The sequence below is a fragment of the Variovorax sp. GW823-FHT04F07 genome, assembly GCF_058795995.1.
In genome coordinates this window covers 778,810-802,478 of record NZ_JBXAIG010000002.1, presented here as the reverse complement: position 1 = coordinate 802,478, position 23,669 = coordinate 778,810, and the positions used below count along the sequence as shown (strand labels likewise).

22 protein-coding genes are annotated in these 23,669 nt (G+C 66.7%); 14 read left to right on the top strand and 8 right to left on the bottom strand.

Features of this window, described 5'->3' with window-relative positions:
* The first annotated feature begins 233 nt into the window (after positions 1-233).
* The 6 genes from urtE (at position 234) to AC1RAA_RS12840 (ending at position 6,631) form a co-directional block, all read left to right on the top strand.
* The gene (urtE, locus tag AC1RAA_RS12865) at positions 234-926 is read left to right on the top strand and encodes an urea ABC transporter ATP-binding subunit UrtE (protein ID WP_062472198.1); all 693 of its coding nucleotides are present in this window, start codon (positions 234-236) and stop codon (positions 924-926) included.
* A gap of 109 nt (positions 927-1,035) precedes the next feature.
* Complete coding sequence (locus AC1RAA_RS12860; protein WP_492728922.1) at positions 1,036-2,292, top strand: MFS transporter; 1,257 nt, start codon at positions 1,036-1,038, stop codon at positions 2,290-2,292.
* A gap of 73 nt (positions 2,293-2,365) precedes the next feature.
* On the top strand, positions 2,366-2,899 hold the full coding sequence (locus AC1RAA_RS12855; protein WP_492728924.1) for a DUF3592 domain-containing protein: 534 nt from the start codon (positions 2,366-2,368) through the stop codon (positions 2,897-2,899).
* Positions 2,896-4,446, top strand: coding sequence for an alkaline phosphatase D family protein (locus tag AC1RAA_RS12850; protein WP_492728926.1), 1,551 nt, complete (start codon positions 2,896-2,898; stop codon positions 4,444-4,446). The genes AC1RAA_RS12855 and AC1RAA_RS12850 overlap by 4 nt, the downstream gene beginning before the upstream one ends.
* 89 nt (positions 4,447-4,535) lie before the next feature.
* Positions 4,536-5,546 carry an aldo/keto reductase gene (locus tag AC1RAA_RS12845; protein WP_095946666.1) on the top strand — a complete coding sequence of 337 codons (1,011 nt, stop codon included), beginning with the start codon at positions 4,536-4,538 and terminating at the stop codon, positions 5,544-5,546.
* A 146-nt stretch (positions 5,547-5,692) separates the two neighbouring features.
* Complete coding sequence (locus tag AC1RAA_RS12840) at positions 5,693-6,631, top strand: VTT domain-containing protein (protein WP_070061610.1); 939 nt, start codon at positions 5,693-5,695, stop codon at positions 6,629-6,631.
* A 141-nt stretch (positions 6,632-6,772) separates the two neighbouring features.
* Here the strand turns inward: AC1RAA_RS12840 and AC1RAA_RS12835 are convergent, their stop codons facing one another.
* Positions 6,773-7,087, bottom strand: coding sequence for a hypothetical protein (locus tag AC1RAA_RS12835; protein WP_492728928.1), 315 nt, complete (start codon positions 7,085-7,087; stop codon positions 6,773-6,775).
* Here AC1RAA_RS12835 and AC1RAA_RS12830 point away from each other — a divergent pair.
* Positions 7,059-7,997, top strand: a complete 939-nt coding sequence (locus AC1RAA_RS12830) for a hypothetical protein (RefSeq protein ID WP_492728930.1) — start codon at positions 7,059-7,061, stop codon at positions 7,995-7,997. The two genes, AC1RAA_RS12835 and AC1RAA_RS12830, sit on opposite strands and share 29 nt — an antisense overlap.
* 85 nt (positions 7,998-8,082) lie before the next feature.
* On the opposite strand, the gene AC1RAA_RS12825 is transcribed toward AC1RAA_RS12830, so the two are convergent.
* Both AC1RAA_RS12825 and AC1RAA_RS12820 read right to left on the bottom strand, forming a co-directional pair.
* The gene (locus AC1RAA_RS12825) at positions 8,083-8,502 is read right to left on the bottom strand and encodes a hypothetical protein (RefSeq protein ID WP_492728932.1); all 420 of its coding nucleotides are present in this window, start codon (positions 8,500-8,502) and stop codon (positions 8,083-8,085) included.
* Positions 8,499-9,272, bottom strand: coding sequence for a LysM peptidoglycan-binding domain-containing protein (locus tag AC1RAA_RS12820; RefSeq protein ID WP_492728933.1), 774 nt, complete (start codon positions 9,270-9,272; stop codon positions 8,499-8,501). The genes AC1RAA_RS12825 and AC1RAA_RS12820 overlap by 4 nt, the downstream gene beginning before the upstream one ends.
* Before the next feature lie 147 nt (positions 9,273-9,419).
* On the opposite strand from AC1RAA_RS12820, the gene AC1RAA_RS12815 reads away from it, so the two are divergent.
* The 5 genes from AC1RAA_RS12815 to AC1RAA_RS12795 all read left to right on the top strand — a co-directional run bounded on the left by AC1RAA_RS12815 (position 9,420) and on the right by AC1RAA_RS12795 (position 16,296).
* Positions 9,420-10,784, top strand: a complete 1,365-nt coding sequence (locus AC1RAA_RS12815; protein ID WP_492728935.1) for a cache domain-containing protein — start codon at positions 9,420-9,422, stop codon at positions 10,782-10,784.
* Positions 10,785-10,789: 5 nt separating this feature from the next.
* Positions 10,790-11,464, top strand: coding sequence for a response regulator transcription factor (locus tag AC1RAA_RS12810; RefSeq protein ID WP_492728937.1), 675 nt, complete (start codon positions 10,790-10,792; stop codon positions 11,462-11,464).
* A gap of 901 nt (positions 11,465-12,365) precedes the next feature.
* Positions 12,366-14,435, top strand: coding sequence for a hypothetical protein (locus AC1RAA_RS12805; protein WP_492728939.1), 2,070 nt, complete (start codon positions 12,366-12,368; stop codon positions 14,433-14,435).
* Positions 14,432-15,106: a hypothetical protein gene (locus AC1RAA_RS12800; RefSeq protein WP_492728941.1), complete on the top strand. Its 675-nt coding sequence runs from the start codon at positions 14,432-14,434 to the stop codon at positions 15,104-15,106. The genes AC1RAA_RS12805 and AC1RAA_RS12800 overlap by 4 nt, the downstream gene beginning before the upstream one ends.
* Positions 15,103-16,296 carry a hypothetical protein gene (locus tag AC1RAA_RS12795; RefSeq protein ID WP_492728943.1) on the top strand — a complete coding sequence of 398 codons (1,194 nt, stop codon included), beginning with the start codon at positions 15,103-15,105 and terminating at the stop codon, positions 16,294-16,296. Before AC1RAA_RS12800 ends, AC1RAA_RS12795 begins: the two co-directional genes overlap by 4 nt.
* Positions 16,297-16,305: 9 nt before the next feature.
* On the opposite strand, the gene AC1RAA_RS12790 is transcribed toward AC1RAA_RS12795, so the two are convergent.
* Positions 16,306-17,646 carry an SAM-dependent methyltransferase gene (locus AC1RAA_RS12790; protein WP_492728945.1) on the bottom strand — a complete coding sequence of 447 codons (1,341 nt, stop codon included), beginning with the start codon at positions 17,644-17,646 and terminating at the stop codon, positions 16,306-16,308.
* A 432-nt stretch (positions 17,647-18,078) separates the two neighbouring features.
* Between AC1RAA_RS12790 and AC1RAA_RS12785 the strand changes: the two genes are divergently transcribed.
* Positions 18,079-18,729: a DUF938 domain-containing protein gene (locus AC1RAA_RS12785; RefSeq protein WP_492729830.1), complete on the top strand. Its 651-nt coding sequence runs from the start codon at positions 18,079-18,081 to the stop codon at positions 18,727-18,729.
* Positions 18,730-18,834: 105 nt separating this feature from the next.
* Complete coding sequence (locus tag AC1RAA_RS12780) at positions 18,835-19,392, top strand: C40 family peptidase (RefSeq protein ID WP_095744131.1); 558 nt, start codon at positions 18,835-18,837, stop codon at positions 19,390-19,392.
* Between the two features lie 22 nt (positions 19,393-19,414).
* On the opposite strand, the gene AC1RAA_RS12775 is transcribed toward AC1RAA_RS12780, so the two are convergent.
* The 4 genes from AC1RAA_RS12775 to AC1RAA_RS12760 form a co-directional block, all read right to left on the bottom strand.
* A complete protein-coding gene (locus AC1RAA_RS12775) occupies positions 19,415-20,707 on the bottom strand; it encodes an FAD-dependent oxidoreductase (protein ID WP_492728947.1) in 1,293 nt (430 codons plus the stop codon).
* 106 nt (positions 20,708-20,813) lie between these two features.
* A complete protein-coding gene (locus AC1RAA_RS12770) occupies positions 20,814-22,172 on the bottom strand; it encodes a DUF5666 domain-containing protein (RefSeq protein WP_492728949.1) in 1,359 nt (452 codons plus the stop codon).
* Entirely contained in the window at positions 22,169-23,011 is an 843-nt protein-coding gene (locus AC1RAA_RS12765; protein WP_492728951.1) for a DUF6502 family protein, read from the bottom strand. The genes AC1RAA_RS12770 and AC1RAA_RS12765 overlap by 4 nt, the downstream gene beginning before the upstream one ends.
* Before the next feature lie 119 nt (positions 23,012-23,130).
* A complete protein-coding gene (locus tag AC1RAA_RS12760; RefSeq protein WP_492728953.1) occupies positions 23,131-23,667 on the bottom strand; it encodes a GspH/FimT family pseudopilin in 537 nt (178 codons plus the stop codon).
* Positions 23,668-23,669 lie beyond the last annotated feature (2 nt).

Genomic DNA, 23,669 nt, shown 5'->3' with positions numbered 1-23,669 from the left:
TCAACGCCACGACCAGCGCCCGGTGTGCGGTGCGGCGTGGGCGGCCCCTCTGTGCCGCCGAGGAGCGCAGCGATTCGCGGATCAGGGCTCGCAGCTGTCTGAGCGCAGCGAGTTCTGCGAGGCCCCGCGAAACGCGAGCACCGCAGGGCAGCCCGAAGGGCCGGCACAGTGGGGCCGACCGCGCCGTGCCGCACACCGGGCGCCCCCGATAAAGACCAAGGAAGGCATCCACCATGCTGACAGTCAAGAACATCCACCAGTACTACGGCGGCTCCCACATCCTCAGAGACGTGAGCTTCGAAGCCACGCTCGGCAAGGTCACGGTCCTGCTCGGCCGCAACGGTGTCGGCAAGACCACGCTGCTGAAGTCGCTCATGGGCCTGGTGCCCATCAAGAGCGGCAGCATCGAACTCGAAGGCAAGCCGATCCACAAGGCCACGCCGTACGACAGGGCCAGGGCCGGCATCGGCTTCGTGCCACAGGGCCGCGAGATCTTCGCGCGGCTCACGGTGGAAGAGAACCTGCGCATGGGCCTGGCCTACAAGAGCGGCGGCACGCCGATTCCTGCGGAGCTGTTCGAGCTGTTCCCCGTGCTCAAGCAGATGATCAACAGAAGAGGCGGCGACCTCTCCGGCGGGCAGCAGCAGCAGCTGGCGATCGCCCGCGCCCTCGCGCCCAAGCCCAAGCTGCTGATCCTCGACGAGCCCACCGAAGGCATCCAGCCCAGCATCATCAAGGACATCGGCCGCGTCATCCGCATGCTCGCCGACCGCGGCGACATGGCCATCGTGCTGTGCGAGCAGTACTACGACTTCGCGCAGGAGCTGGCCGACGACTACCTCGTGATGGAGCGCGGCGAAGTCATTGCGCGCGGCCTGGGCAAGGACATGGAAGCGCAGGGCGTGCGGCAGCTGGTTGCGATCTGAATTGCAAGACGGTACTGACGCGGCGCACGAGAGGATCTTCACAATTTAAGGGTTTACCCTAGAATCGGGCCTTGCCCGCGTCCGCCGGGCACCCCCCAGGAGCCCGGCCTTGAACGCCTCACCGTCCGCCCGCGAAGGCGCGGAAACCATCGCCATTGCACCGTCCGTCTCGTCCGCCCAATTCCTGCGCGCGGTGCTCGCGCTCGGCGTCGGCGGCTTTGCCATCGGCACCGGCGAGTTCGTCATCATGGGCCTGCTGCCCGAGGTCGCGAAGGACATCGCCGTCACCATCCCGCAGGCCGGCCACGTCATCAGCGCCTACGCGCTGGGCGTGGTCATCGGCGCGCCCGTGCTCGCGGTGCTGGCCGCCGGCTGGGGCCGACGCGCACTGCTGATCGCGCTGATGGCCGTGTTCGCGGCCGGCAACTTCGCCAGCGCGATGGCGCCCGGCTACCTGTCGCTCAACCTGCTGCGTTTTGCCACCGGCCTGCCGCACGGCACCTACTTCGGCGTGGCCGCGCTCGTGGCCGCCACGCTCGCGCCACCGGGGCGGCGCGCACGCGCCGTCGGCCTCGTGATGCTGGGGCTCACCGGCGCCACGCTGGTCGGCGTGCCCATTGCGGCGTGGCTGGGCCAGCTGTTCGGCTGGCGCGCGGCCTTCGTGTTCGTGGGCGTCATCGCGCTCGTCGCCGTGGCGCTGCTGCGCCGCGACGTGCCCGACATCGCACCCGCCGCCGGCGCCAGCCCCTGGCGCGAACTCGGCGCGCTCAAGCGCAAGCAGGTGTGGTTCACGCTCGGCATCGGCGCCATCGGCTTCGGCGGCATGTTCGCCGTGTTCAGCTACATCAAGCCCACGCTGATCGAGGTGGCCGGCCTGCCGCTGGGCGGCGTGCCCTTCGTGCTCGCGCTGTTCGGCCTGGGCATGGTCACCGGCAACCTCGTGGGTTCGCGGCTGGCCGACAAGTCGCTCATGCGCACCATCGGCGGCGTGCTCGTCTACGCGGCGCTGGTGCTCGCCAGCTTCACCTTCGCGGCGCACCACGTCGTGACGGCGGCTTTCACCGTGTTCCTGATCGGCACCACCGTCGCCATCGGTCCGGCCCTGCAGATCCGCCTGATGGACGTGGCCGGCGACGCCCAAACGCTCGCCGCCGCGCTCAACCACTCGGCCTTCAACATGGCCAACGCCCTCGGCGCCTGGCTCGGTGGCGTCGCCATTGCGGCCGGCCTGGGCTGGACCTCGACCGGCTGGGTCGGCGCGCTGCTGGCACTGGCGGGCGTGGGCATCTTTGCCTGGGCGGTCGCGAGCGCGCGTGCGGATGCGCGGCGGCCGGTGGCTGTGGCTTGCGAAGGGTCGGCGGGCTGAGACGCCGTTCTGCAGTGGCGGTGCTGTAAGAGAAGGGCGCCAGAATCAGGCACGTTCCTGATGGCTGGAGTCCATGCATATCTTTCGATTGTTGGTGGCGACTTGTGTTGCTGCGATGGGCGTCGCCATGCTGTGTGTCGCGCTGCTGTCGGCGTATGACGCGGCGCTGGTTCTTCTTTCCTATGACGAAGTCGAGGGTGTCGTCACCGGCGTCAACGGCGACGAGGTGCGGGTCGACTACGTCTGGCCCGATGGCCGAAAAGCCGTTCTGCGGGCCGGCCGTGGCGGCAAGTTCAGCGCGCGCCCCGTGGGCAAGAAGCTCGCAGTCCTGCTGCCTCCGCGGGACCGGACAGACAACGCAGCGCAGCCGATCCTCAAGAGCGACCTGAACCGGGTCGCCGCGGAATTCATGGTCGCGCTGTTCCTGCTCGGCGGCGCTGCAGCGATCTGGTGGGGAAAGTCTCGCCGTGTTTCCTCACAGTCGGTCGAAGGCATACGCACGAGGAGCTTCGACACCCGCCCGAAGAACCCCGAACGGCAAGCGCAGCTGCAAGCATCGATCGACCTCGAGATCGCCGAGCGACGCGCCAAGAAGGACGCCCGATGACCACTCCGTTTTTCACCCGCCGACGCCTGCTGCACACCGGCCTCGCCGCCGCCGCGCTCGGCCATCCCTTCCTGCACCTGCGCGCCCAGACCGCGGTGGCGCGCGACCCGTTCACGCTGGGCGTCGCCTCGGGCGCGCCGCGGCCTGACGGCATGGTGCTGTGGACGCGGCTCGCGCCTGAGCCGCTGCAGGGCGGCGGCATGGGCGGTGCGCCCGTGGCGGTGCAGTGGGAGGTGGCCGAGGACGAGCGCTTTCGTCGCATCGTGACCAAGGGCATCGCCAGCGCCGAGGCCGACCTCGCGTACTCGGTGCACGTCGAGGTACAGGGCCTGCGCCCGGGCCGCCCCTACTGGTACCGCTTCACCGCCGCCGGCGTGCGCAGCCCCGTCGGCCGCACGCGCACCGCGCCGGCCGACGATGACGCCACCGTGCAGCCACTGCGCTTCGCCTTCGCCTCGTGCCAGCAGTACGAGGAGGGCTACTACGCCGCCTACCGCGACATGGCCGCGCAGCCGCTCGACTTCGTCGTGCACCTGGGCGACTACATCTACGAAAGCTCGCGTGGCTCGCACAACGTGCGTCGGCACGAAGGCGGCATTCCCACCGACCTGGCCGGCTTTCGCAACCGCTACGCGCTCTACAAGACCGACCCGCACCTGCAGGCCGCGCACGCCGCCTTTCCGTGGCTCGTGACCTGGGACGACCACGAGGTCGCCAACGACTACACCGACGACGTCTCGCCGCGCACGCCCGACCCGGCGCAGTTCCTGGCGATCCGCGCCGCCGCCTACCAGGCCTGGTACGAGCACATGCCCGTGCCCGCCTCCATGCGCCCGCGCGGCGCAGGCGCGACCATCTACGGCCGGCATCGCTTCGGCCGCATGCTCGACGTGATGCTGCTCGACGGCCGTCAGTACCGCTCGCACCACGCCTGCCTCCCGGGCCGCAGCACCAAGCCGCTGGTCGACTGCGCCGACCGGCTGGCCCCGGAGCGCAGCCTGCTCGGCATGCAGCAGGAGGCCTGGCTCGCCAACGAACTCGCCACGCCGCCGGCGCGCTGGACCGTCATCGCCCAACCCACCTTGCTCGCCGAAGCCGACCGCCAGCGCGGCCCCGGCCACGGCTACTGGATGGACGGCTGGGACGGCTACGCCGCCGCGCGCACGCGCCTGCTCGACGCGCTGGCCGCCAACCCGTCGCGCGGCGGCGATGCGCTGGTGCTCGGCGGCGACGTGCACGCTTTCTGGGCCGCCGACCTGCGCCGCGAGCCGCAGGGGCCCGTCGTCGCGACCGAGTTCGTCGGCGGCGCCATCACCTCCGAAGGGCCCAGCGCCGCCAGCGTGGCCCACATGCGCGCGAAGAACGAACACCTGCGCTACGGCCGCGCCGACAAGCGCGGCTACGGCCTCATGACGCTCGACGCGCGCGGCTGCGCCGTCGAGTTCCGCGCGGTCGACGACGAGAAGAGCGCGGACTCCGCCGTCGCGGCCATGGCCCGCTTCTCGGTCGAACGCGGCGCGCCCGGCGTGCACCTCGAATCCACCTGAATCTCCAGCGCCTGCAGGAATGCGCGGCCGTGCCTATGATGGCCGCCGCCTCTTTCCCTCCCTCTCTCACCTTCTCGGAGCGAGCCTGCATGAGCATCCCCACCACCCGCCTGGGCCGTACCGGCCTCACCGTGTCCCGCTTGGCCCTGGGCACCATGACCTTCGGCCTGCAGACCGACGAGGCCGTGTCGCACCAGATCCTGGACAAGGCCGCCGACGCCGGCATCAACTTCCTCGACACCGCCGACGTGTACCCGCTGGGCGGCACCATCGAGACCACCGGCCGCACCGAAGAGATCATCGGCAACTGGCTCGACAAGCAGGGCCCCGCCGGCCGCCGCCGCTTCGTGGTCGCCACCAAGGCCGTCAACAAGGTCGGCCCCAACCCCTGGGACCAGGGCGCCTCGCGCAAGCACCTGCTCGACGCCATCGACCTGTCGCTCAAGCGCCTGAAGACCGACCACGTCGACCTGTACCAGCTGCACATGGACGATCGCGAGACCCCGCTCGAAGAAAGCCTCGAGGCGCTCGACGTCATCGTCAAGTCGGGCCGCGCGCGCTACATCGGCGTGTCGAACTTCCTGGCCTACCGCCTGGCCCGCGCGCTGGGCAAGGCCGAGCTGCACCGCTTCACGCGCTTCGTGTCGGTGCAGCCGCGCTACAGCCTGCTGTTCCGCGAGATCGAGCGCGAGCTGCTGCCGCTCGCGGCCGAAGAGGGCCTGGGCGTGATTCCCTACAACCCGCTGGCCGGCGGCCTGCTCACCGGCAAGTACAAGCCCGGCGCCAAGCCCGAGGAAAACACCCGCTTCACCCTCGGCACCGCCGGCGGCATGTACCAGGACCGCTACTGGAACGACCGCAGCTTCGACACCGTGACCCAGCTGCACGCGCTGGCCGACGAAGCCGGCGTGCCGCTGGCCACGCTGGCCGTGGCGTGGGTCATGGCCAACCCGTTGATCACCGCGCCGCTGCTGGGCGCCAGCCGCCCCGAGCAGCTCGACGCCACCGTGGCCGCCGCCAGCTACGTGCTCGACCCGGCGCTCAAGCAGAAGCTCGACGCGCTCACCGCCGAGTACCGCAAGGGCGACGCGCCCCGCTGAGCGAACGGGCGTGCGGGCGCCCGGATGGCCTGCGCGCAGTACGTGCTTGGGCCATGCGGGAGAATCGCGCCCGGCATGACCACATCCCACACCTCCTCCCGGCGCGCCGCCCTGCGGCCCCCGGCAACGACCGAACGGCGGCCCGCATGGCGCAGCTGATGTCGCTGCTGGTGCAGAACGCGATCCTGGTGGTGTTTGCCGCCAGCTTCGCCGCACGCCTGGGCCTGCCCGTGCCGGCCGCGGCCGTGTTGGTCGTCACCGGCGCGCTGCTGGCGGCGGGCGACGTGTCGGTGGTCGGCGTGGTGCTGGCCGCCGTGATCGCCAACCTGCTGGGCGACGGCGCGTGGTTCTATGCCGGGCGCCGCTTCGGCTACCGCTTCATGCGGCTGCTGTGCCGCATCTCGCTGTCGCAGGACTCCTGCGTGCGACGCGGCGAATCGCTCATTTCCGACTGGGGCGGCATGTCGCTCGTGGCCGCCAAGTTCGTGCCCGGCGTGTCCGTGGTGGCGCCGCCCATGGCCGGCGCATTGGGCATGTCGGTGCGGCGCTTTGTCGGTTTCGACATCGTGGCCGCGCTGGTCTGGACGGGCCTGTTCCTCGGCCTGGGCTGGCTCTTTCGCGACCAGATCCAGCAGGTGCTCGCCGTGCTGGCGCAGGCCGGCGGCATCGCCACCGCCGCGCTCGGCGTGGTCCTGCTCGTGATGCTCGCCGTGCGCTACTGGCGCCGCCGCGCCTTCGCGCGGCTCACCGGCATGCCGCGCATCAGCGTCGACGAACTGTTCGACCTGATGAGCGGCGACGTGCCACCTCTGGTGATCGACGTTCGCGGCGAAGCCGGCGTGCAGGTCGACCCGCGCCGCATTCCGGGCGCGCTGTCGTACACCCTCAAGGCGCTGCAGCAGCGCAACCTGGACCTCACCATCGACCCCGACCGCGACGTGGTGCTGTACTGCAACTGCCCCAACGAAGTCTCGGCCGCGCAGGCTGCGCGCGTGCTGCTGGCGCGCGGGGCGCGGCGGGCGCTGCCGCTGACGGGGGGGCTGGATGCGTGGGTGGCTTCGGGGCGGCCGACGAGCCTGCACTGAAGGCGGACGACTCCCCATCCTCTGCTGCGCCGCAGAGATCTGTTGCTGGCCCGCGGTCATGCCAGCCAGCCGATAAGAAGAGTCGTCAGCGGCGGTAGCTCCACCCCGTGCACGGCGCCATGAGCCGCTGCACGACGTCGGTCAGCGCACGAGTTCAATACCTTGCGCATCGCGGCGCGTGCCGGGCGCCCTCCGCGGCGAAAAGCGGCTTGCTATATTTGCTCGTCTTTTCGCGCAGGTCACTCCTTCGCGGATCGCAAGAAAACAAAAAATCAGCAGGGGGAAATATGAGCGAGCGAAGTTGTCTTCATTTCGGGCTTGCAGTTGGCGTGCGTGAATCGCCAACACGAATAGCGCATCGGCGTCGAAATTCCGGCGGTGCGCAATGAGTTCGCCGGTCTTTTCACGTCGCATCCAGGTGACCCAAATGGATGCAACCGGCATCGGGGTGATCATCTTTCTCTGCCTGGCGTATTCCATGCTGCTCATGGGTGCGGCTGTTTGGCTTATCGACATGGATGCCACCGGTTGGTACATCTTGCTGACCATGATCGCAGCGGTTGCGCTCTTTGTACTGTGGCTCGCTGGCCTGGTCGGCGTTGTGACCGCCTGGATCTGGATCGAAGAAAATTGGCTTCCATCGACCAAGGGTCGACCGGACCCATTCAATGCAACGACGCAGGTCGATATCGGAGAAAACGGCCTGTCGGTGCAAGGGCTCGGTCACGTGGATTGGATCGACGTGCTTTCCATCGAGGGGGTGCCCGACAGCGACAACTATTTGATCGTTCACACGCGTCCATTTCGCAAGCTGCTGTTGACGACGGAAGTCGATGCATTGGCGCCGGTCATCAATCACTATCTCGAACTGAGGAGCAGTTCCAGAACAGCGCGCGCAGGAGCCCTGCAAACCCGTGCCATCGTGTTCTGCTGGCCGTGTTTTCTCGCCTGGATATGGGCTGGATACGCGCTCGCTGGCACCACGGGTTTGATGATTCTCCTGAACGCATCCAATGCCGGGTTCTTCAAGGCCATGGTTGTACTCTGCGTGCTCGTTCCCTTGGTCGCCTGGCTGGTGTGGGGTATCCCTTTTTCAAGGATCAGCCTCTTTTCGCATTCACGGGTGCGAGCCTTTGAATTCGACAACACGCGGCTGCGCAGCATCGACGGGGCGTGGCACATCGATTTGCAGAGGGCCCGGGTCAGTCACCGCCAAGTCAGCGGCATCGGCTACGAGTTCGATTTTCTTTCCATCCGATCGAAGGTAGGGCAGAACCTGGATCTGTTGCTCGATGGAAGCTCCGATCAACGAGAGCTTCTGAGTGTCTTGCGTCAGCGTGGCTTGCTGCAGCAGTCCACCCGCTGATTCTGCAATCTTGCCTCGACGCATGTTTGCGGCTCGGCGCTGAACCCACCAGCGTCAGCCTCTCCTCCCCGACGAACCTCCGCACTCACTCCAGGCGCGTCATGGGACACGACAGGATCAGCCGCTCTTCAAGCGGCGAATTGGCCCAGCCGGGCAGAGCACGGTTGCGGTACGACTCCATCGACTGATAGCCCTGCACGCCCCAGCTGTAGGTGCTGAGCCGTTGCACCTCGATTACCGGGTACAGGCATTGGCGGCTGGGAGACTGGAGGCGAAAGGCGATCCGCTCACCTTCTTTCTTGTTCAACTCGTTGTCAAGAACCTCATAGCGTGAGGGCTTGCAGATGCTGAAGCTCGAGTTCCATTCGATGGTCTTGGTTCGCACATACAGTCCGCCCGAGCATGCGCGGCCTGTTCCGCTGAACTTGCCTGTGAACGGTGCGTCTGCAAGGGCGGTGCATGGACCGGCCAAGGCAAGAGCCATCAGCGCGAACGTCCGGCTCATCTGCATACCGCCTCCTGTGCCTTGCGCACTGCGCGCAGTGCATGGTCCATCTTCCGGGCGTAGTCTGAATCGCCGACGTTGTAGCGGGTGGCAATGCTTGCTGAGGTGAGCGGCATCCATCCCGCGATGACCTTCCTGACCGCCGCCTTCTGGTACTTCAGCACCTGACCCGCCTTGAGCAGGTGCGCAGACGGGTTGAGCTTCTTCATGACCTCCGGCGTGCTCCCTTGCTCCTTGGCGATTCTTTCAAGACTGTCGCCGTCCTTCACCGTGACCTCATGGAGCTTGCCGTCCGTGCTCAAGATGTTCCTGAACTCGAACGTTGCCATGCGCATCAAGAGATAGCCGATGCCTGCGCGAATGTTCGATGCGGGCTCGGCCCTGACCGAACTGGCAGACAGGCTGACTCGAAGAGAGGGCGGAACGACCAGGTCGCCGCCTTCGCGGTCCCCGAGCAGCGCCATCAGTCCGGCATCCGAGGCATTGCCGATCTGCATGGGCCTCGACTTCCAAGAGGGCGCCTTGGCGCCGGTTTCCACCCACAGCATGGCCTTGACCACCTGCCAGTCCAGCGGGACATAGCCCGGTGTGCGCGACAGGTGCATGTTGTATTCGTTGACCGCCGAGCGGATCTCGCAGTCATAGGCGTTCCATTGGTCGTCGGCCTTGTCGACGCCCTCGGCCCAGCTGTCAAAGCCTGTCCTCGGCCGGGGCGTCGGGTGCCTCTTGTTCGCAGGCCCCGAAGCCAGACGACGTGCGGTGTTGTCCATGCAGTCCTCCCTTTGTATGTAGTGCAGGTCCGGCTTTGTAATCCGCCCCGTCAAGACACACTCGTATCGATCGTTACCCGAATGGGATTCCTCCACGGTCGGCAAGCCGGAAGCCCTGCACCGCCCCGGTGGTAGTCTCCCTCCCCGATGAACCTCCGCACCAAGATCGTCGCGCTGGCCGTTGCGCCCCTGCTGGTCGCGCTGGTGCTCGTGGCCCTGGCCGTGCGTCACCAGGAGCACGACCTGGCCCAGCGCGAGCGGGCGCTCATCGAGCGCAGCTACATGGCCCAGCGCCGCAGCGAGCTGCGCAGCTACGTCGACCTGGCCGTGAGCAACCTGCTGCCGCTGTACGAGTCGGGCCTGGACGACGAGGCCACGCGCACCGAGGCGCTGCGCCGCCTGGCCACGCTCAACTACGGCGACGACGGCTACTTCTTCGTCTACGACATGGACGGCAACTCGCTCATGCATTCGCGCCAGCCCGAGCTGGTGGGGCAGAACCTGTGGAACCTGCGCGATTCGCACGGCCGCTTCACCATCCAGGAGCTGATCAAGGGCGCGCGCGACAAGGGCGGCGCCTACGTCGAGTACGAATGGCGCAAGCCCTCCAGCGCGCAGATGGCGCCCAAGCTCGGCTACGTCACGGCGCTGCCGCGCTGGAGCTGGATGGTCGGCACCGGCCTGTACCTGGACGACATCCAGTCGACCATGGACACCCTCGACCGGCAGATGAACGCCAACGTCACCGCCACGCTGCTGTGGATCGCCGGCATCGCCGCGCTGTGCCTGGGCGTGGTCAGCGCGGCCGGGCTGCTGCTCAACCTCAGCGAGCACCGCACGGCCGAAGCCAAGCTGCGCCTGCTCGCGCGCCGCGTGGTGCAGTCGCAGGAAGAAGAGCGCGGCCACCTCGCGCGCGAACTGCACGACGGCACCAGCCAGACGCTGGTGTCGGCCAAGCTGCTCATCGAATCGGCGGTGGAGCAGCTCGACCGCGCGCACCAGTCGCCGCCGCCCGCGCTCGGCAAGGCGCTGCAGCGGCTGAACGATTCGCTCACCGAGGTGCGCCGCATCTCGCACCGGCTGCGCCCCGCGCTGCTCGACACCCTGGGCCTGCCCGCCGCGCTGGAGCGCCTGGGCGCCGAGTTCGGTGAAGAAGGCGGCGTGGACGCATCCATCATGGTCGAGGGCGAACCCTTCGAGCTGTCGCAAGAAGCCAAGACCGCGCTCTTTCGCGTCACGCAGGAAGCGTTGACCAATGTGCGCAAACACGCCCGCGCGCAACAGGTGCACATCGCACTGGGCTTCGACGAAGAGTCCGTGCGCCTGGAGATCAGCGACGACGGCGTCGGCTTCAACGTCGAGGCCATGCAGCTCGATCCGCAGCGCGGCATCGGCCTGCGCAACATGCGCGAGCGCATGGAGTCCATCGAAGGCCGGCTGCGCATGCGCTCGGGCCGGGGCCACACGTCCATCGTGGCCGAAGTGCCCGTGCGGCGCGCAAAGCCAGAATAGCGGCCATGAAAGAAGACTCCGCCGCTGCTGCTGCTCCCGTTGTCGTGCGCCTGTTCCTGGTCGACGACCACCCGCTGGTGCGCGACGGCCTGCGCGCGCGCCTGGGCGCCATGCCCGGCCTGGAGATCGTTGGCGAGGCCGGCAGCGCGGCCGAGGCGCTGGCACTCATCGGCCCCGCGCAGCCGCACCTCGTGCTCATGGACGTGGGCATGAAGGACATGAACGGCATCGAGCTGGCGGCGCTGCTGCTGCTGCAGCAACAGCAGCATCAACCCGCGCCGCACATCGTGATGCTCAGCATGTACGACAACCCCGAGTACGTGCAGAAGGCCCTGCAGGTCGGCGCGCGTGGCTACGTGCTGAAAGACGCGCCGGCCGCGGAGATCGTGGCCGCCATCGAGGCCGTGTCGGCAGGCGGCACCTTCCTGAGCCCGGCCGTGTCGAAGAAACTCTTTCGCAACCAGACCCCGCGCCCGCTGCTCACGCCGCGCGAGAGCGAGATCTTGAGCGCGCTCGGCCGCGGCGAATCGAGCAAGCAGATCGCGCGCGACCTCGGCCTGAGCGTGCGCACCGTGGAGGCGCACCGCCAGAGCATCAAGCGGCGCCTGGGCATCGAAGGGCAGGCGGAGCTCATCAAGTACGCGGTGGAGCACGCGCGAGAGTTCGGCGGGCAGGGCTGAGGCACTGCTGCCGATGCGGGGCTCGGGCCTTGCTTTCAGGGCCTGACTGTCAGGGCTTTGTGAATCGCCGCTGCCGCAGCGCGATTACTTGCGCGAACCGCGCATTCCTCGGCGAAATATCTCTCTGTGCCGGGCAGGACTTCTCTACAGTGAATGCCCCGTGATGAAACGACCCGCCATGTGGGCGAGGAGGGCAGCACACACCACACCACGGACCACTGACTGATTGAGTGAATGAATGAACCGCTTCGCCTCACGGCGGGCCATCGATGCAGATCGATCGATGCGAACGTGAGGCACAAAAGGCGACGGCCACGGTGCGCGAACACCATGACCGTCTAACCAAGTGACGTGCATAACCTTGAAAGAGAGCACAACAAATGGCTAAACGAATTATGGCCCGGCCTATCGGGTTGACCCCTCCCCACGCGACCACCCCCAGCGCAGCAGACCTGCTGGAATGCAAGCTGGAACAACTGAACTCACTGCTGTGGTGCTGCCACGGCGCCGGCGATGGGTGGTTTGAAGATGCAGGGGCAGGGCATCGGGACAACTTGCTGTGGATCGCTTCGGATTTGGCGCGGGATGCGGCGGCGTTGTTTCAGGAGAGTGGGGGAGGGTGAGGGGTTGGCCCTCGTGCGCGTAGCGCAGGTCATCACGACGGATATGAATACCGGGAAAACCAAAATCTTTAACCTAACAAGTGTCCGGTACATTAACAACTAAGCGGACCGATGCAATCAAGAATCCGGCTACGAGATTTCAGGTGTACACGCTTCGTTGTTTCATCCAAGCCTCTCGTCTCGGCGATGCTTCGTGCGCGCTTCGAATCCTGGCCGGCACTCGATCTTGATCGGCAGCCGACCACCTGCGGTCCACTGTTTGTCCCTGAGAGGCGTGCATGGCTAACTTCCCGGTCTTGGAGCGCGTACGCGTTACCGAGTATGGCCTCTACGTCGGCACGGCCGACAAGCCAGGCCTCGACCATCATTTCGTCGACGGCGTCAACGTCATCGTTGGCATCAACGGTCTCGGCAAGACGACGTTGCTCAACATCCTGCTCCGCTCGCTGTCCGGCGCCTCGGACGTGCCCGGCGACGACGCCCTGGGCGACAAGAAGCGCCGCCTAATTCCTGTGGAGCGGAACTGGTTTCGCAAGAGGGTTCCCGATGACGCGGTGAACGCGAAGGTGACGATCTGGTTCAAGCTCGGCGAGCGGCATCTCGAAGTCACGCGGTCGCTGGCTAACCTGGATGTCACGGAGCTGTGGGTGGACCAGCAGCAAGTCCCGCACGCGCGAGCCGCCGAACTGGAAGTGGCCTACCGAGACACGGTGCAGGCCGCCGCTGGACTGTCGTCGTTCGATGATTTCGTGTTTCTACTGCGCTACGTCATTTTCTATCTGGAAGATCGCCGCAGCTTGGTCTGGGACCCGGCCGCGCAGGGCGACATACTGGGCATTCTCTTCGGGGCTATGGGTGAGCGCACGCGCTACGTCGAGCTCTTCAATGACCTTCTGAGCAAGGACAGCGAGTACCGGAACATGCACGCGGTGGTGCACGGACGCAAGCGCAAGCTCGAAAAGCAAAACAGCACGATTGAGGGCGGTCAGATCGAAATGCTGGTCAAGACACTCGACGAGCGACGCAGTCAGCTGAAGGATCTGGCTGCTCGCAAGAGCGAGCTGAGTGGGACTCGCGATGGCCTCCGCGAGCAGATTGAGAACCGCCGCCAGGAGATCCACGAAAAGCGGGCATCGTTGGCCGTCCAACTCAACTCGTTCTACGAATCGTTCTTCCCATCGTTGGACGGTCCGGCTCGATATCTCTTGGCGCATTTCGAGGCAGGTGTGGGATGCCTTGTCTGCGGCAATAAGGGCAAGGAGGCGACTCAGCGCGTGGCCGCCAAGCTCATGATGAACACTTGCCCGGTCTGCGACAGCCCGCTGGAGAACGCTCACAGCCCGGCAACAGATCCTTTTACCGGCGAAGACATCGAAGCGCAGCGACGGGAGATTGCTGAAGCCGAAGCCAATCTCGTATCTATGGCGGTGCCGCTTCAGTCGGCTGAGGAGGATTACTCGACGACCTCTGCGGAGCTCGTCTCGGTCACCGGCGCCATCGTCGAACTGGAGCGGCAACTCAAGAAGCTTGGCCAGAGCGTGCCGGCGGTGATGGCTCAGCGGGACGAACTCCAAAAGCAAATGCTGAGCTTCGAAGCAGTGCTCAATCAACTGGACGTCGAGCGAGTCGAGTTGGCCAGGCAGTTCGGAGAGCTGGCTGAAATCATTCACCAAGAAGTTCAAGCAGTCTCCGCGGAAATCGAGCAGACCTTCGCGAGATACATCAGTGGATTCCTGGCCGAGCAATGCGAGATCAAGTACTCGCCCCGCTATCGGCAATTGGGGCAGCGGGCCAATACTGAGCAGTTCCCGTTTCCTCATTTCATCCCTGCGCTCACATCAGGTGTTCATCGCAATGGTGCGACCGTGCGCGAGGCTGGGCAGTCGGTATCGGAGTCGCAGAAAGAGTTCATCGATCTGGCCTTCAGGATGGCGTTGCTTGCACTGGCTGCGCCGGGAGCTCCGACCATGCTGATTCTGGAGACGCCAGAGGCGAGCCTTGATTCGGTCTTCGTGCCACGCGCGGCTGACCTGCTGCGCCGATTTGCCACTAGGGCTGGGCCAGCGCACGGCACGCGGCTGATCGCGTCGTCCAACGTCAACCGTGAGGAAATGATCCCGGCGCTCTTCGGCGCCTACCCGGACCAGCGGTTCTACGGTCAGGTGGTCGACGAGCAGATGAGCGAAATGCCGGAGACGATCCCGCCTGAAGCACGGGAATCCCACGTTCTGGACTTGATCAGGATTGCTGCGCCCACTCGCGCGTTAGATCGATTTCGTGTCGCCTACGAAGAGGAGCGAGATCTGGCGATCTATCCTGAACGTCGTGACGGCGCGAGGGCACCATGAGTCAGGACGGGCTCAGGCCGGGCGAGTCCGACGAGAAGTCGATGAGCCTGGAAAGCGCCGGCATGTGGAAGGCGTGGGTGGTGCTGTGCATCTCTGAGTCCCAACGCATGGGACTCGCGCCTGTGAGTACGGCGCAGTTGCATGTCATCTTGTACTTGGCCAATACATTGGCTGACCTTTACGGTGTCACACGGGTTCGCGGTCGGGTGCTGAAGCGCGGGGCATATCCGTTTTTCCCTGATGTTCAGCGTGAGGTCGACCGTATGGCCTTTGCTGGCGTGCTCACAATCGAACATGTGGAATTCGGTGTGAAAGGGCACCTCGCCGCGCACTATGCACTGGGCGAGCGTGGTGCGCAGATCAGCCAGGCCATCGTCATTCACTCGTTGGAAGCGCAAAGAACCGCTCAGCTGCTTCGCGAACTTGTCTGCGCCTGCTTTGGCCGATTTCTATATGAGCGCGCTGACATCGGCGCGATCGATGCGAATTACGGCGATGCCCTCGTTCTCGATGGTGAGGTGGTGGACTTCTCCGAGTGGAGCTCAGACAACAAGAACATGGGCCTAGCACGCCTGCTCATCGAAAAGCTTAGCGCTTTGCGTCCAGACGCCCAGCGAGACGGTGTGAGGCTGTATTGTGACTACTTGGATAAGGCATTGGCCCCAGCATGAACGCAAGCACCACCACTCTCCCCGGCTTGGGCGGCGCGAACCTGCAGGCCGTTGCGGCTGTCGTTAGCAACGGTGCGGCCGTTGTGTCCGTCGCTGATGTGGGCACGAAGGAATCGTTCCTGGATGCCTGGACACGCAGGCTCGCAGATCACGCGCGGTTGCTTCGGACTAAAGGTGAGGCGCTCGCGAACCCGGTCGTGCTGGTCTATGTACCTGACTGGGCAAAGGTCGGCAAGGAGCTTGGCTGGGTGCGTCGCCCCATGCTGGGATCCCGTGTCGCCGATGCGCTATCCGGAACGTTCGGTGTCGGCGCTTTGAATGCGGGCGCGTTCACAAGGCCGCAGCAGGTCTTGGACGTCAATGACGTAGAACAGACTATCGCGCAGGCTGGCTTGGGCAACTGCCTCACGATCGCATTGATGAGCACGACGGAGCTGTGGATTTGGATGCAAGGGTTGGATGCGGGCGCGCAGCCGTTTCAGAAGCCACTGGACGATGCGCCGATGATCCTGAACCTTCAGACGCTCGATGAAAAGCTCACTGAGTTCTATGAGAAGGTGGCGCGTCAGACCTTGACCTGGTGGAAGGACGCGAAACAGCGCATCACGGTTAGTCCGCCCGAGGCGATCGTGCAACACGATCTGTGGTTGTACCTGTTGGGCGCGTACGCCGACCGCGCCAAAGTAAAGCAGGAAGTCAATATCGGCAATGGACGTGCAGACCTGATATTGACGCCGGATCGCAGTTCGGACAGTAGCGCGGTGTTCGAGCTGAAGGTGACGCGCGACTGTCATACGCCTGAGCCCGGCACCACGACGCTCAGCAAAATCGGACTGGCCGCAAACGTTACTTGGGCTGTTTCGGGAGTCCAGCAGACGAAGGCATATCGCGACCACGAGAAGCTCGATGGGGCGTTCCTGTGTGTCTACGATTTCTGCGCCGGCAATCGCCCGGAGCTCGAGCAAGCCGTGCAGGACGCCACCATCCAGCTCAATGTCATGGGGCGCAGGTACTGGATCACGGCCTCGCACGAAGAGCACCGGAAGGACCGCTTCCCGCTACTCCCGCCGGCCACAACCTCGGTTACCGCGGCAAGAGGCAAAAGGAAGGTCGCCGCGCTGCCTGGCTCGGCCGCACCGCCAACGACGCCTCCAGCGCTGCCAGGAGCGCTTCCGTCAAACAAGCCTTGACGATGAGGGCTATAAGCTGAGCTCGACGATGCTTTCGGCAAGCTGGTAGTTGCCGCCCTGCTGCGCGCTAGCGCGCATCTGGCGGACCTCCTTGGTGGTCACGCGCCCGAAGCCCATGCTTCGGGCAAGCTCGGCCAGTACTGTGGCAACCTCGATGCGGACGTTGGCGTAACGGGAATCACCGACCACCATCATGACGCGACCATTGCTTGCCAGCAGGCGCTTGGATTGCTCAAGCACCAGTTCCAGATCTCGGAAGTACGCGCCGACCATTTCCGGAATGTCGTTGTCCCACAGCGAGTGCCGCTTTTCGTCCAGCGCCTTTACTGTGCGCGCCAGTGTGTCGGATGTGCCGACGGGGCCTTCATAGCCACGCCTGATCTGCACATGGGAACGCAAGGTCTCGTTACGCAGCCGGGTATTGTCAGCAGCGCAGCCGAAGTACCCCAGCACCCAAAGCTCCACGTTATAGATGTCGGTGTAGTCGAAAGAATTTGGATACGGTGGCGAGAAGACGATCAGGTCGGCGGGCTCCTGGACCTGCTGCAGCGCGCTTCGCGAGTCGCCGTTGATCACCGTGACTCGCGATCGAGGACGGCCCTCAAAACGCAGGACATCTTCGAATGATGTGTTGAATTGGCGGGCGAAGTACTCATCAAGCTTTTCGACCGTGGGCTGATTGAGCCTCCACGCACCGCGGTAGCGGCGGCCTTTGCCGTTCACATAGACGTTGCTGCAGTCCACCAGCACGGCGCCGAGTACCACGCGGAAGAAGCGTTGTACGTCGATGTCCTGGATGGACTCGATGCAGGTGAGGTATTGCGCTAGGCGCCCCGCCACGCCACGCGGGAAGATCCAGCGATCCTTTTCGTTTGATTCGATGAATGTCGCGGGCAGGTGAGCCAGACAGCTCAAGTCTGCGGGAGTGTCGTGCAACTGCGCCTGAAAATCAGCCGCGGCCGAGCGCAGCTTCTCTGCGGTCAGTGGGCTCACCTTGGCCTTGATGACATCAGCCAAGAATGGACTGACCTCCACTGTAGTTGCATCGATTGAGAGCAGCTGCGATGTGATAGCGCTGGTGCCCGACCCTCCAAATGGATCGATCACGTGTTGAGGGCGGTACCCGAGCGACCCGATGGCTGCGGTGATGAATTCCGGTGAGAACGCCTCCTTGAAGTGAAACCAGCGCTGGAACGCTGTCTCATGCCCATTCAGATAGGTCGTCAGCGCGGCGCCGGTCGCGCTGGGGCGGTCATGTCTCTCCGATTTCGACGTCGTGTCGAACCAATCGGGAGCCAGCGTGAAATGATCCCGCAGGGTTTGAAGGTAGCGCTCGGGTGGGTTTCGCATGTTTGATCTGGATTCTGGCAGTCCGTGTTACTTGAGTTGTCACTAGCAGGCCTTAGCGTGGCTGCTGCCTGCGTGGCGGGACCGTGAATTTGTCGTGCCCAATAGCACCGTGGCGCATCTGACGCGGTCCGAATCGCTGCGGAAGTACCGCTTTGGACGCTTGCCGGTCAAGGGGTGCTATGGGTTGACTGTGCTCTAGAGAGCTGATTTCGGCAAGGCTGTGTGGTGGGGATGTTGAAGTCTTGGCCGCCGGACGGTGATGACCCGAATTCCAGATCGCTCTACCGGGGCGAAGTTGTCTACTTTGCAGCGATTGCGGTCATTCTGTCTTGCTTCATGTATGGCTGCTTCCACTGCATTGTCGACATTGTGGGACCGAAGCCGAACGATTTTGCTTTGATACTCTGCAAACCTAACCTCAAGTTCCTCTTGATGCCCGACCTTCCCTTCAGTCCAGCCGCCGACCGCAACAAACAACCCATCCTCGATGCCCTGACCCGCATCCTCGGTGAGCGCGGCACCGCATTGGAAATCGCCTCCGGCACCGGCCAGCACGCCGCCTGGTTCGCCGCCGCCATGCCTTCATGGACCTGGCAGCCCACCGACGCAGACGCCCGCTCGCTCCCCGCGATCGCCAGTCGCGTCGAGCAAGCCGCGCAGCCCAATCTGCGCCCGCCGCTGCTGCTCGACGTGATGGCGCCGCAGTGGCCCTCGCAAGGCCCTGCATTCGCTCAAGAAGGCAAAGAAGAGGAAGAGAAGTTCGACGCCATCTACTGCGCCAACATGCTGCACATCGCACCCTGGCCCACCTGCGCCGCGCTGATGGCCGGTGCCGCGCGGCATCTGCGTGCCGGCACCGGCGTGCTGATCACCTACGGGCCTTACTTCGAAGACGAAGCACAGCACGGCCCCACGGCGCCGAGCAATCTGGCGTTCGACGAAGACCTGCGCGCGCGCAATCCCGCATGGGGCATTCGCCGGCTCGACGACGTGGTGGCAGAGGCGCGCCGCGTCGGCCTCGCATTGCGCGAGCGGCACGCGATGCCGGCGAACAACCTGCTGCTGGTCTTCGGCTTCAGCTGATGACGAGGAAGGGCGAGGGCGTTGTCGCCCGCCAAGGGGCTCTGCATTGCGATCCGGCTCACTCGCGCTAGAGTCGGGCCACGTCCACAAGACCGGCCTGCGCCCATGCTCGACACACCATTGCCGACGCCTCCTCATTCCCCCGCATCACTGTCGCTGCTGCAGCAGCGGCTCCTGTTCCGACTGATCCCCGCCGTCACCGCCTGCCTCCTGGCCGTCGGCTGCGCGAGCCCGCCGCCTGCGCGCGCGCCCGGTGGTTCGGTGCCCAGCAGCAACATCCCGCCGTTGACGTCGGAGCAGTCGAACAGCATCACGATCCATGCGCTGGGGCTGGTCGGCACGCCGTACCGCTATGGCGGCAACTCGCCCGAGGGCGGGTTCGATTGCAGCGGGCTCATCGGCTACGTGTACCGCCACAGCGTGGGGCAGGTGCCGCCGCGCACGGTGTCGCGCATGGCGGGCTTCGGCCGGCCGGTGCCGATGTCGGAGCTTCGCTCGGGCGACCTTGTGCTGTTCGGCTCGGCGTCGCCCACGCATGCGGGCATCTATGTGGGCGACGGGCGCTTCGTTCATGCGCCGTCCACGGGCGGCGAGGTGCGGCTCGATCGGCTCGACGGCGTGTACTGGTCGCGCCAGCCGACGCAGGCGCGCCGGCCCGGCTGATCCGGCGAACCCGATTCGCGCGTTACGCGCGCGGCGATTGCACGTGCTCGGCCCGCACGCCGATGCCCACGGCGCGCGCGGGCAGGGTGCGCAGCCACGGCCAGCGCCCCAGCAGGCGCAGGGCCCAGGGCATGGGGCGGGGCGCGGTCGATGCAGCCGCCTTGCGGCTGAGCACGGGCATCAGCACGCGGTCCTGCACGAGGCGTTGCGCGGCCTGCGTGACGCGCACGGGCCATTCGCGGCGGCGCTGCAGCTGGGGCAGCAGGTTGTCGATTTCCTTGTCGGTGGCGCTGCCGGCCAGCGACGCGGCCAGCAGGTTGGCGGCGGCCACGGCGTCCTGCACGGCGAGGTTGATGCCGACACCGCCCACGGGCGACATGGCGTGCGCGGCGTCGCCGATGCACAGCAGGCCGGGGCACGACCACGATTCGAGCCGGTCGACGCTCACCTCGAGCAGCTTCACGGCCTCCCAGTCGGGCAGGGCCTCGGGCAGGCGCGTGGCGAAGAAGGGCGCGATGCGCGCGATCTCGGCATGGAAGGCGGCAATGCCGCGCGACTGCAGTTCGGCGCTGCCGCCCTTGCGGATGACGAAGGCGCATTGCCAGTAGTCGCCGCGGTTGAGCGTCACCAGGAGGTGGCCCGCGGCGATGTGGCCGCCGGTGGCCTCGGGGTCGCCAGGGAGCTTGGGAAGGCGCATCCACAGCACGTCGATGGGCGCGCCGTAGCTGATGTGCGGCAGCGCCGCCGCGTCGCGCAGGGTGGAGTGGCGGCCGTCGGCGGCCACGATGAGGGAGGCGTGCAGCTCGATGTCCTTCGGGCCGCCGCTGTCGGGGCTACGGGCGCCGACGCGCACTTTCACGCCGTTGACGCGGCCCTTGTCCTGCAGCAGACCGATGGCCTCGGCGTCGGTCCACAGCTCGAAGCCGGGGTAGCGCCGCGCCTCGTCGCACATGAAGTCCAGGAACTCCCACTGCGGCATGAGCACCAGGAAACGGGCGTGCGTGGGCAGCCGCCTGAAGTCGGCAATGGTCACGCCGCGGCCCTCGTAGGTGCCGCGCAGCTCTTCGATGCGGTTGTGCGGGCGCTGCAGGAAGGCGTCGAGCAGGCCGAGTTCGTGCAGCACTTCGAGGGTCGAGGGGTGCACGGTGTCGCCCCGGAAGTCGCGCAGGAAGTCGAGATGTTTCTCGAGCACGACGACGGGCACGCCCGCGCGCGCAAGCAGCAGGCCCAGCACCATGCCGGCCGGGCCGCCGCCGGCAATGCAGCAGCGGGGCGACGTGGCAGGAGCGGGCGCAGAGGTGGTGTGGGTGTCCATGGCTCCGATCGATCCGGTCGCGCCATGGGTGGCGTGGCCTGTGGGGTGCGCGGTGCATGCACCCTGGGTGCACGCACTGCGCGGCCGGACCGCCGGGGCCCGGACCTCAGGGCTGCGTGAAGCTCACGCTCTGGGCGATGAGCACGCCGTCGACCACGCGGTCGCCGACGACGGTCACGCGCTTGCCGTTGCCCAGGTCTGCGGCGGTGCCGTTTTCGAAGATGGTACCGGAGCCGCTGGCATCCACACGCTGGCCGCGCACGGTGAAGTCGGCGGCCGACACGTAACCGCCGATGGCGCCGATGACGGTGAACGACACCGGCCCGCCGGTGCCGGGCACGTGGCGGATGCGCAGTTTCTTGACCACGAGCACCTGGCCCGAGAGGAAACCGTCGACCTCGACCTTCACGCCGTTGCCGATGGAGCCGCTGGGCCCGCCGGTGATCTGGGCGTTGCGCGCGTCGATCTTGTTGCCCAGCACGCGGAAGTCGCCCAGCGCGGCGAAGTCGGTGACCACGCCGGCCAGCTGCAGCGCGATGCCGTCGGCCGAGGGAATGGCGTACCAGCCCTGCACCTGGGTGGCGGTGAAGCGGCCGGCGGCCGGCGCCGCCGTGCCGCGCACGCGGACGATGGCGCCGTTGGCCAGGCTGGCGGCGTCGATGCCGGGGCCGAAGGCTGCGCTGGCGAAGTCGACGGTCAGCAGGCCGAGCGTGAACTGCTGGCCGCCGCGGTCGAGGTTCTGCACGGTGCCGGTCACCAGCGGGGCGGTGGTGGCGGGCGCCACCTGGACGCGCGTGGCGCGCAGGATGCCCGGCGCGGCGGGCAGGCCCCACACCTGCACCACGGCGGTGTCGACGAGGTCGGTGGCGCCCTTGGCGTCGCCCCAGACGGTGGCGTTGTCGGTGGTCACGCGGGCGCCCATCACAGTGAAGCTGCCGTCCTTCAGGTCGATGGCCGACACGGCGCCGCGCAACTCGGCGGCCGAGACGACCGTGGCGGCGATGCCGTTGTTGAAGTCGGCGTCGACCTTGCCGGCAATGCGCGCGCTCATGCCGATCTGCAGCTCGGTGGTGTCCTCGAGGCTGAAGGTGGCGCTGTCGGTGTTGTAGCGCAGGCCGTTGAGGATCACGCTTCCCAGGCCGTCGGCCGCGCCGATGCCGGCGGCGTCGGCGGTCACGCCGGTGCCGCCGGAGCCCACGCCCGAGCCGTCGCCGTTGGTGTTGCTGGCGGTGCTGTCGCCGCCGCCATCGGTGCTTCCGGTGCTGCCGCTGCCCGAGCCGCTGCCGGAGCCGCCGTCGCCGCCCCCACCGCCGTTGCCGGTGGCCGTGGTGCCGGCGGTGCCGAAGCCCGGCGTGCCGCCGCCTCCCCCGCCACCGCCGCCTCCCCCGCAGGACAGAAGCAGGGCCATGGCGCCGGCCATCAGCAGGCCGCGCACGAGTCGCAAGGAGAGGGGAGGCGTTTTCATCGGGGGGACTCGTTGTGCTGGGGCGCTCCGGGGGCGGGCGCGCCTTCTTCGTCTTCGTAATACGTGTAGATGCCGACGCGGATGCGTGCCTTCGCGGTGGCCTCGGGGGGCACGCGGTCGACGGCTTCGGTCATCTCGCGGGCCAGCTCGTGGTGCAGGCCGGCCCAGCGTTCGCGCACGAGGCGTTCGATGGCCGTGCAGTCGGCCAGCGTGAGCCCGCGCGCGTACACGGCGCGCTCGAGCATGCGGGGCTGTTCGCCCAGGGTGTTGGAGACGGCGGCCAGCAGGTGGTCGCGGCCGTTGTCGCCCAGGAAGGCGAGCATCGACTGCAGGTCTTCCACCGGCACGAAGCCGTCGGCCGTGAGTTCGGCGCTGCCGTCGCTCTCGGCCACCATCTGCAGGCGCACCAGCTCGTCGAGGATGGTGCGGTGGTGCACGTTGCCCCGGCTGGCCAGGCGGGCCACGCGCTCGAACGAGGGCCCGTCACTCTCGGTGACGACGGGCAGGCGGCGCAGGGTGTCGTCGTCGGTGGTCATCTGTAACCACAACGTAAAAGTCTTGGCAGCCGCTGACAGCTCGGTGTGGGGCAGGGGGTCGACGGTGGCGCGGACCTTGGCGGTGACGACCTTGCGGTTCAGCCCGGTGGTGACCGAAATCTGGCTGAGGTTGGGTTTGGTCACGCCCTGGGCGCGCCAGGTGCGCTGGGCTTCCTCGATGAGCAGGTCGCGCAGCAGGGCTTCGAGGTGCGGGTGCTTGACGCCCATGCCCAGCGCCAGCCGGACCACGGGCCTGAGGATGCGAGCGCAGGCGGCAAGGGCCCAGTCCAGCCGGTGTTCCATGAATGCGGGAGCGTTGTTCCTGGTGAAGGTCGTCAAGGCAAGAGAGGCGGGACCGGCGCCCGGGCTTGCCACAGGGCCCTATTGTCGTTCGTCCGGCGGACCCCCCTCGGCCGGCCGGGTCAGGTCGCGGCGCAGGTGCCGCCGCTCGCCCGGGTGACGGTGGTGCGTCCCGTGGCGCTGATGCTCACGGCGCGCGACTGGTCGGCGCTCGGGGTGGCGCGGCAGATGGTGATGCGGCTCTGGCCGGCGCCCAGGCCGGTGGCCTGGAACACGACGGCGCTGGCGCCGCCGGCCTCGCGCAGCCGGTAGCCGCTGGCGGCCGCGGGCTCGACGCGCAGCACCTGCGTGTCGCTGCGCACGATCCAGCCGGCTTCCCACTGCCCGTTGGTGCTGCAGCTGGTGCCGTTGGCCGAGGCGCACAGGGTGACGGGGGCGTTGCGCTTGATGGCCTCGCTGCGCGCCAGCTGGCTGCCCGCGACCAGCGCGGTGCTGTAGCTGCTCAGGCGGGTGGACAGCCGGATGCCGTCGAACGAGGGCACGGCAATGGCGATCAGCACCACCAGCACGGCCAGCGTGACCATCAGCTCGATGAGCGTGAAGCCGCGCGGCCGGGGGCGGGCCTGCCTAGGGTGGTGGTGGCGCATGCGCGGGTGCACGG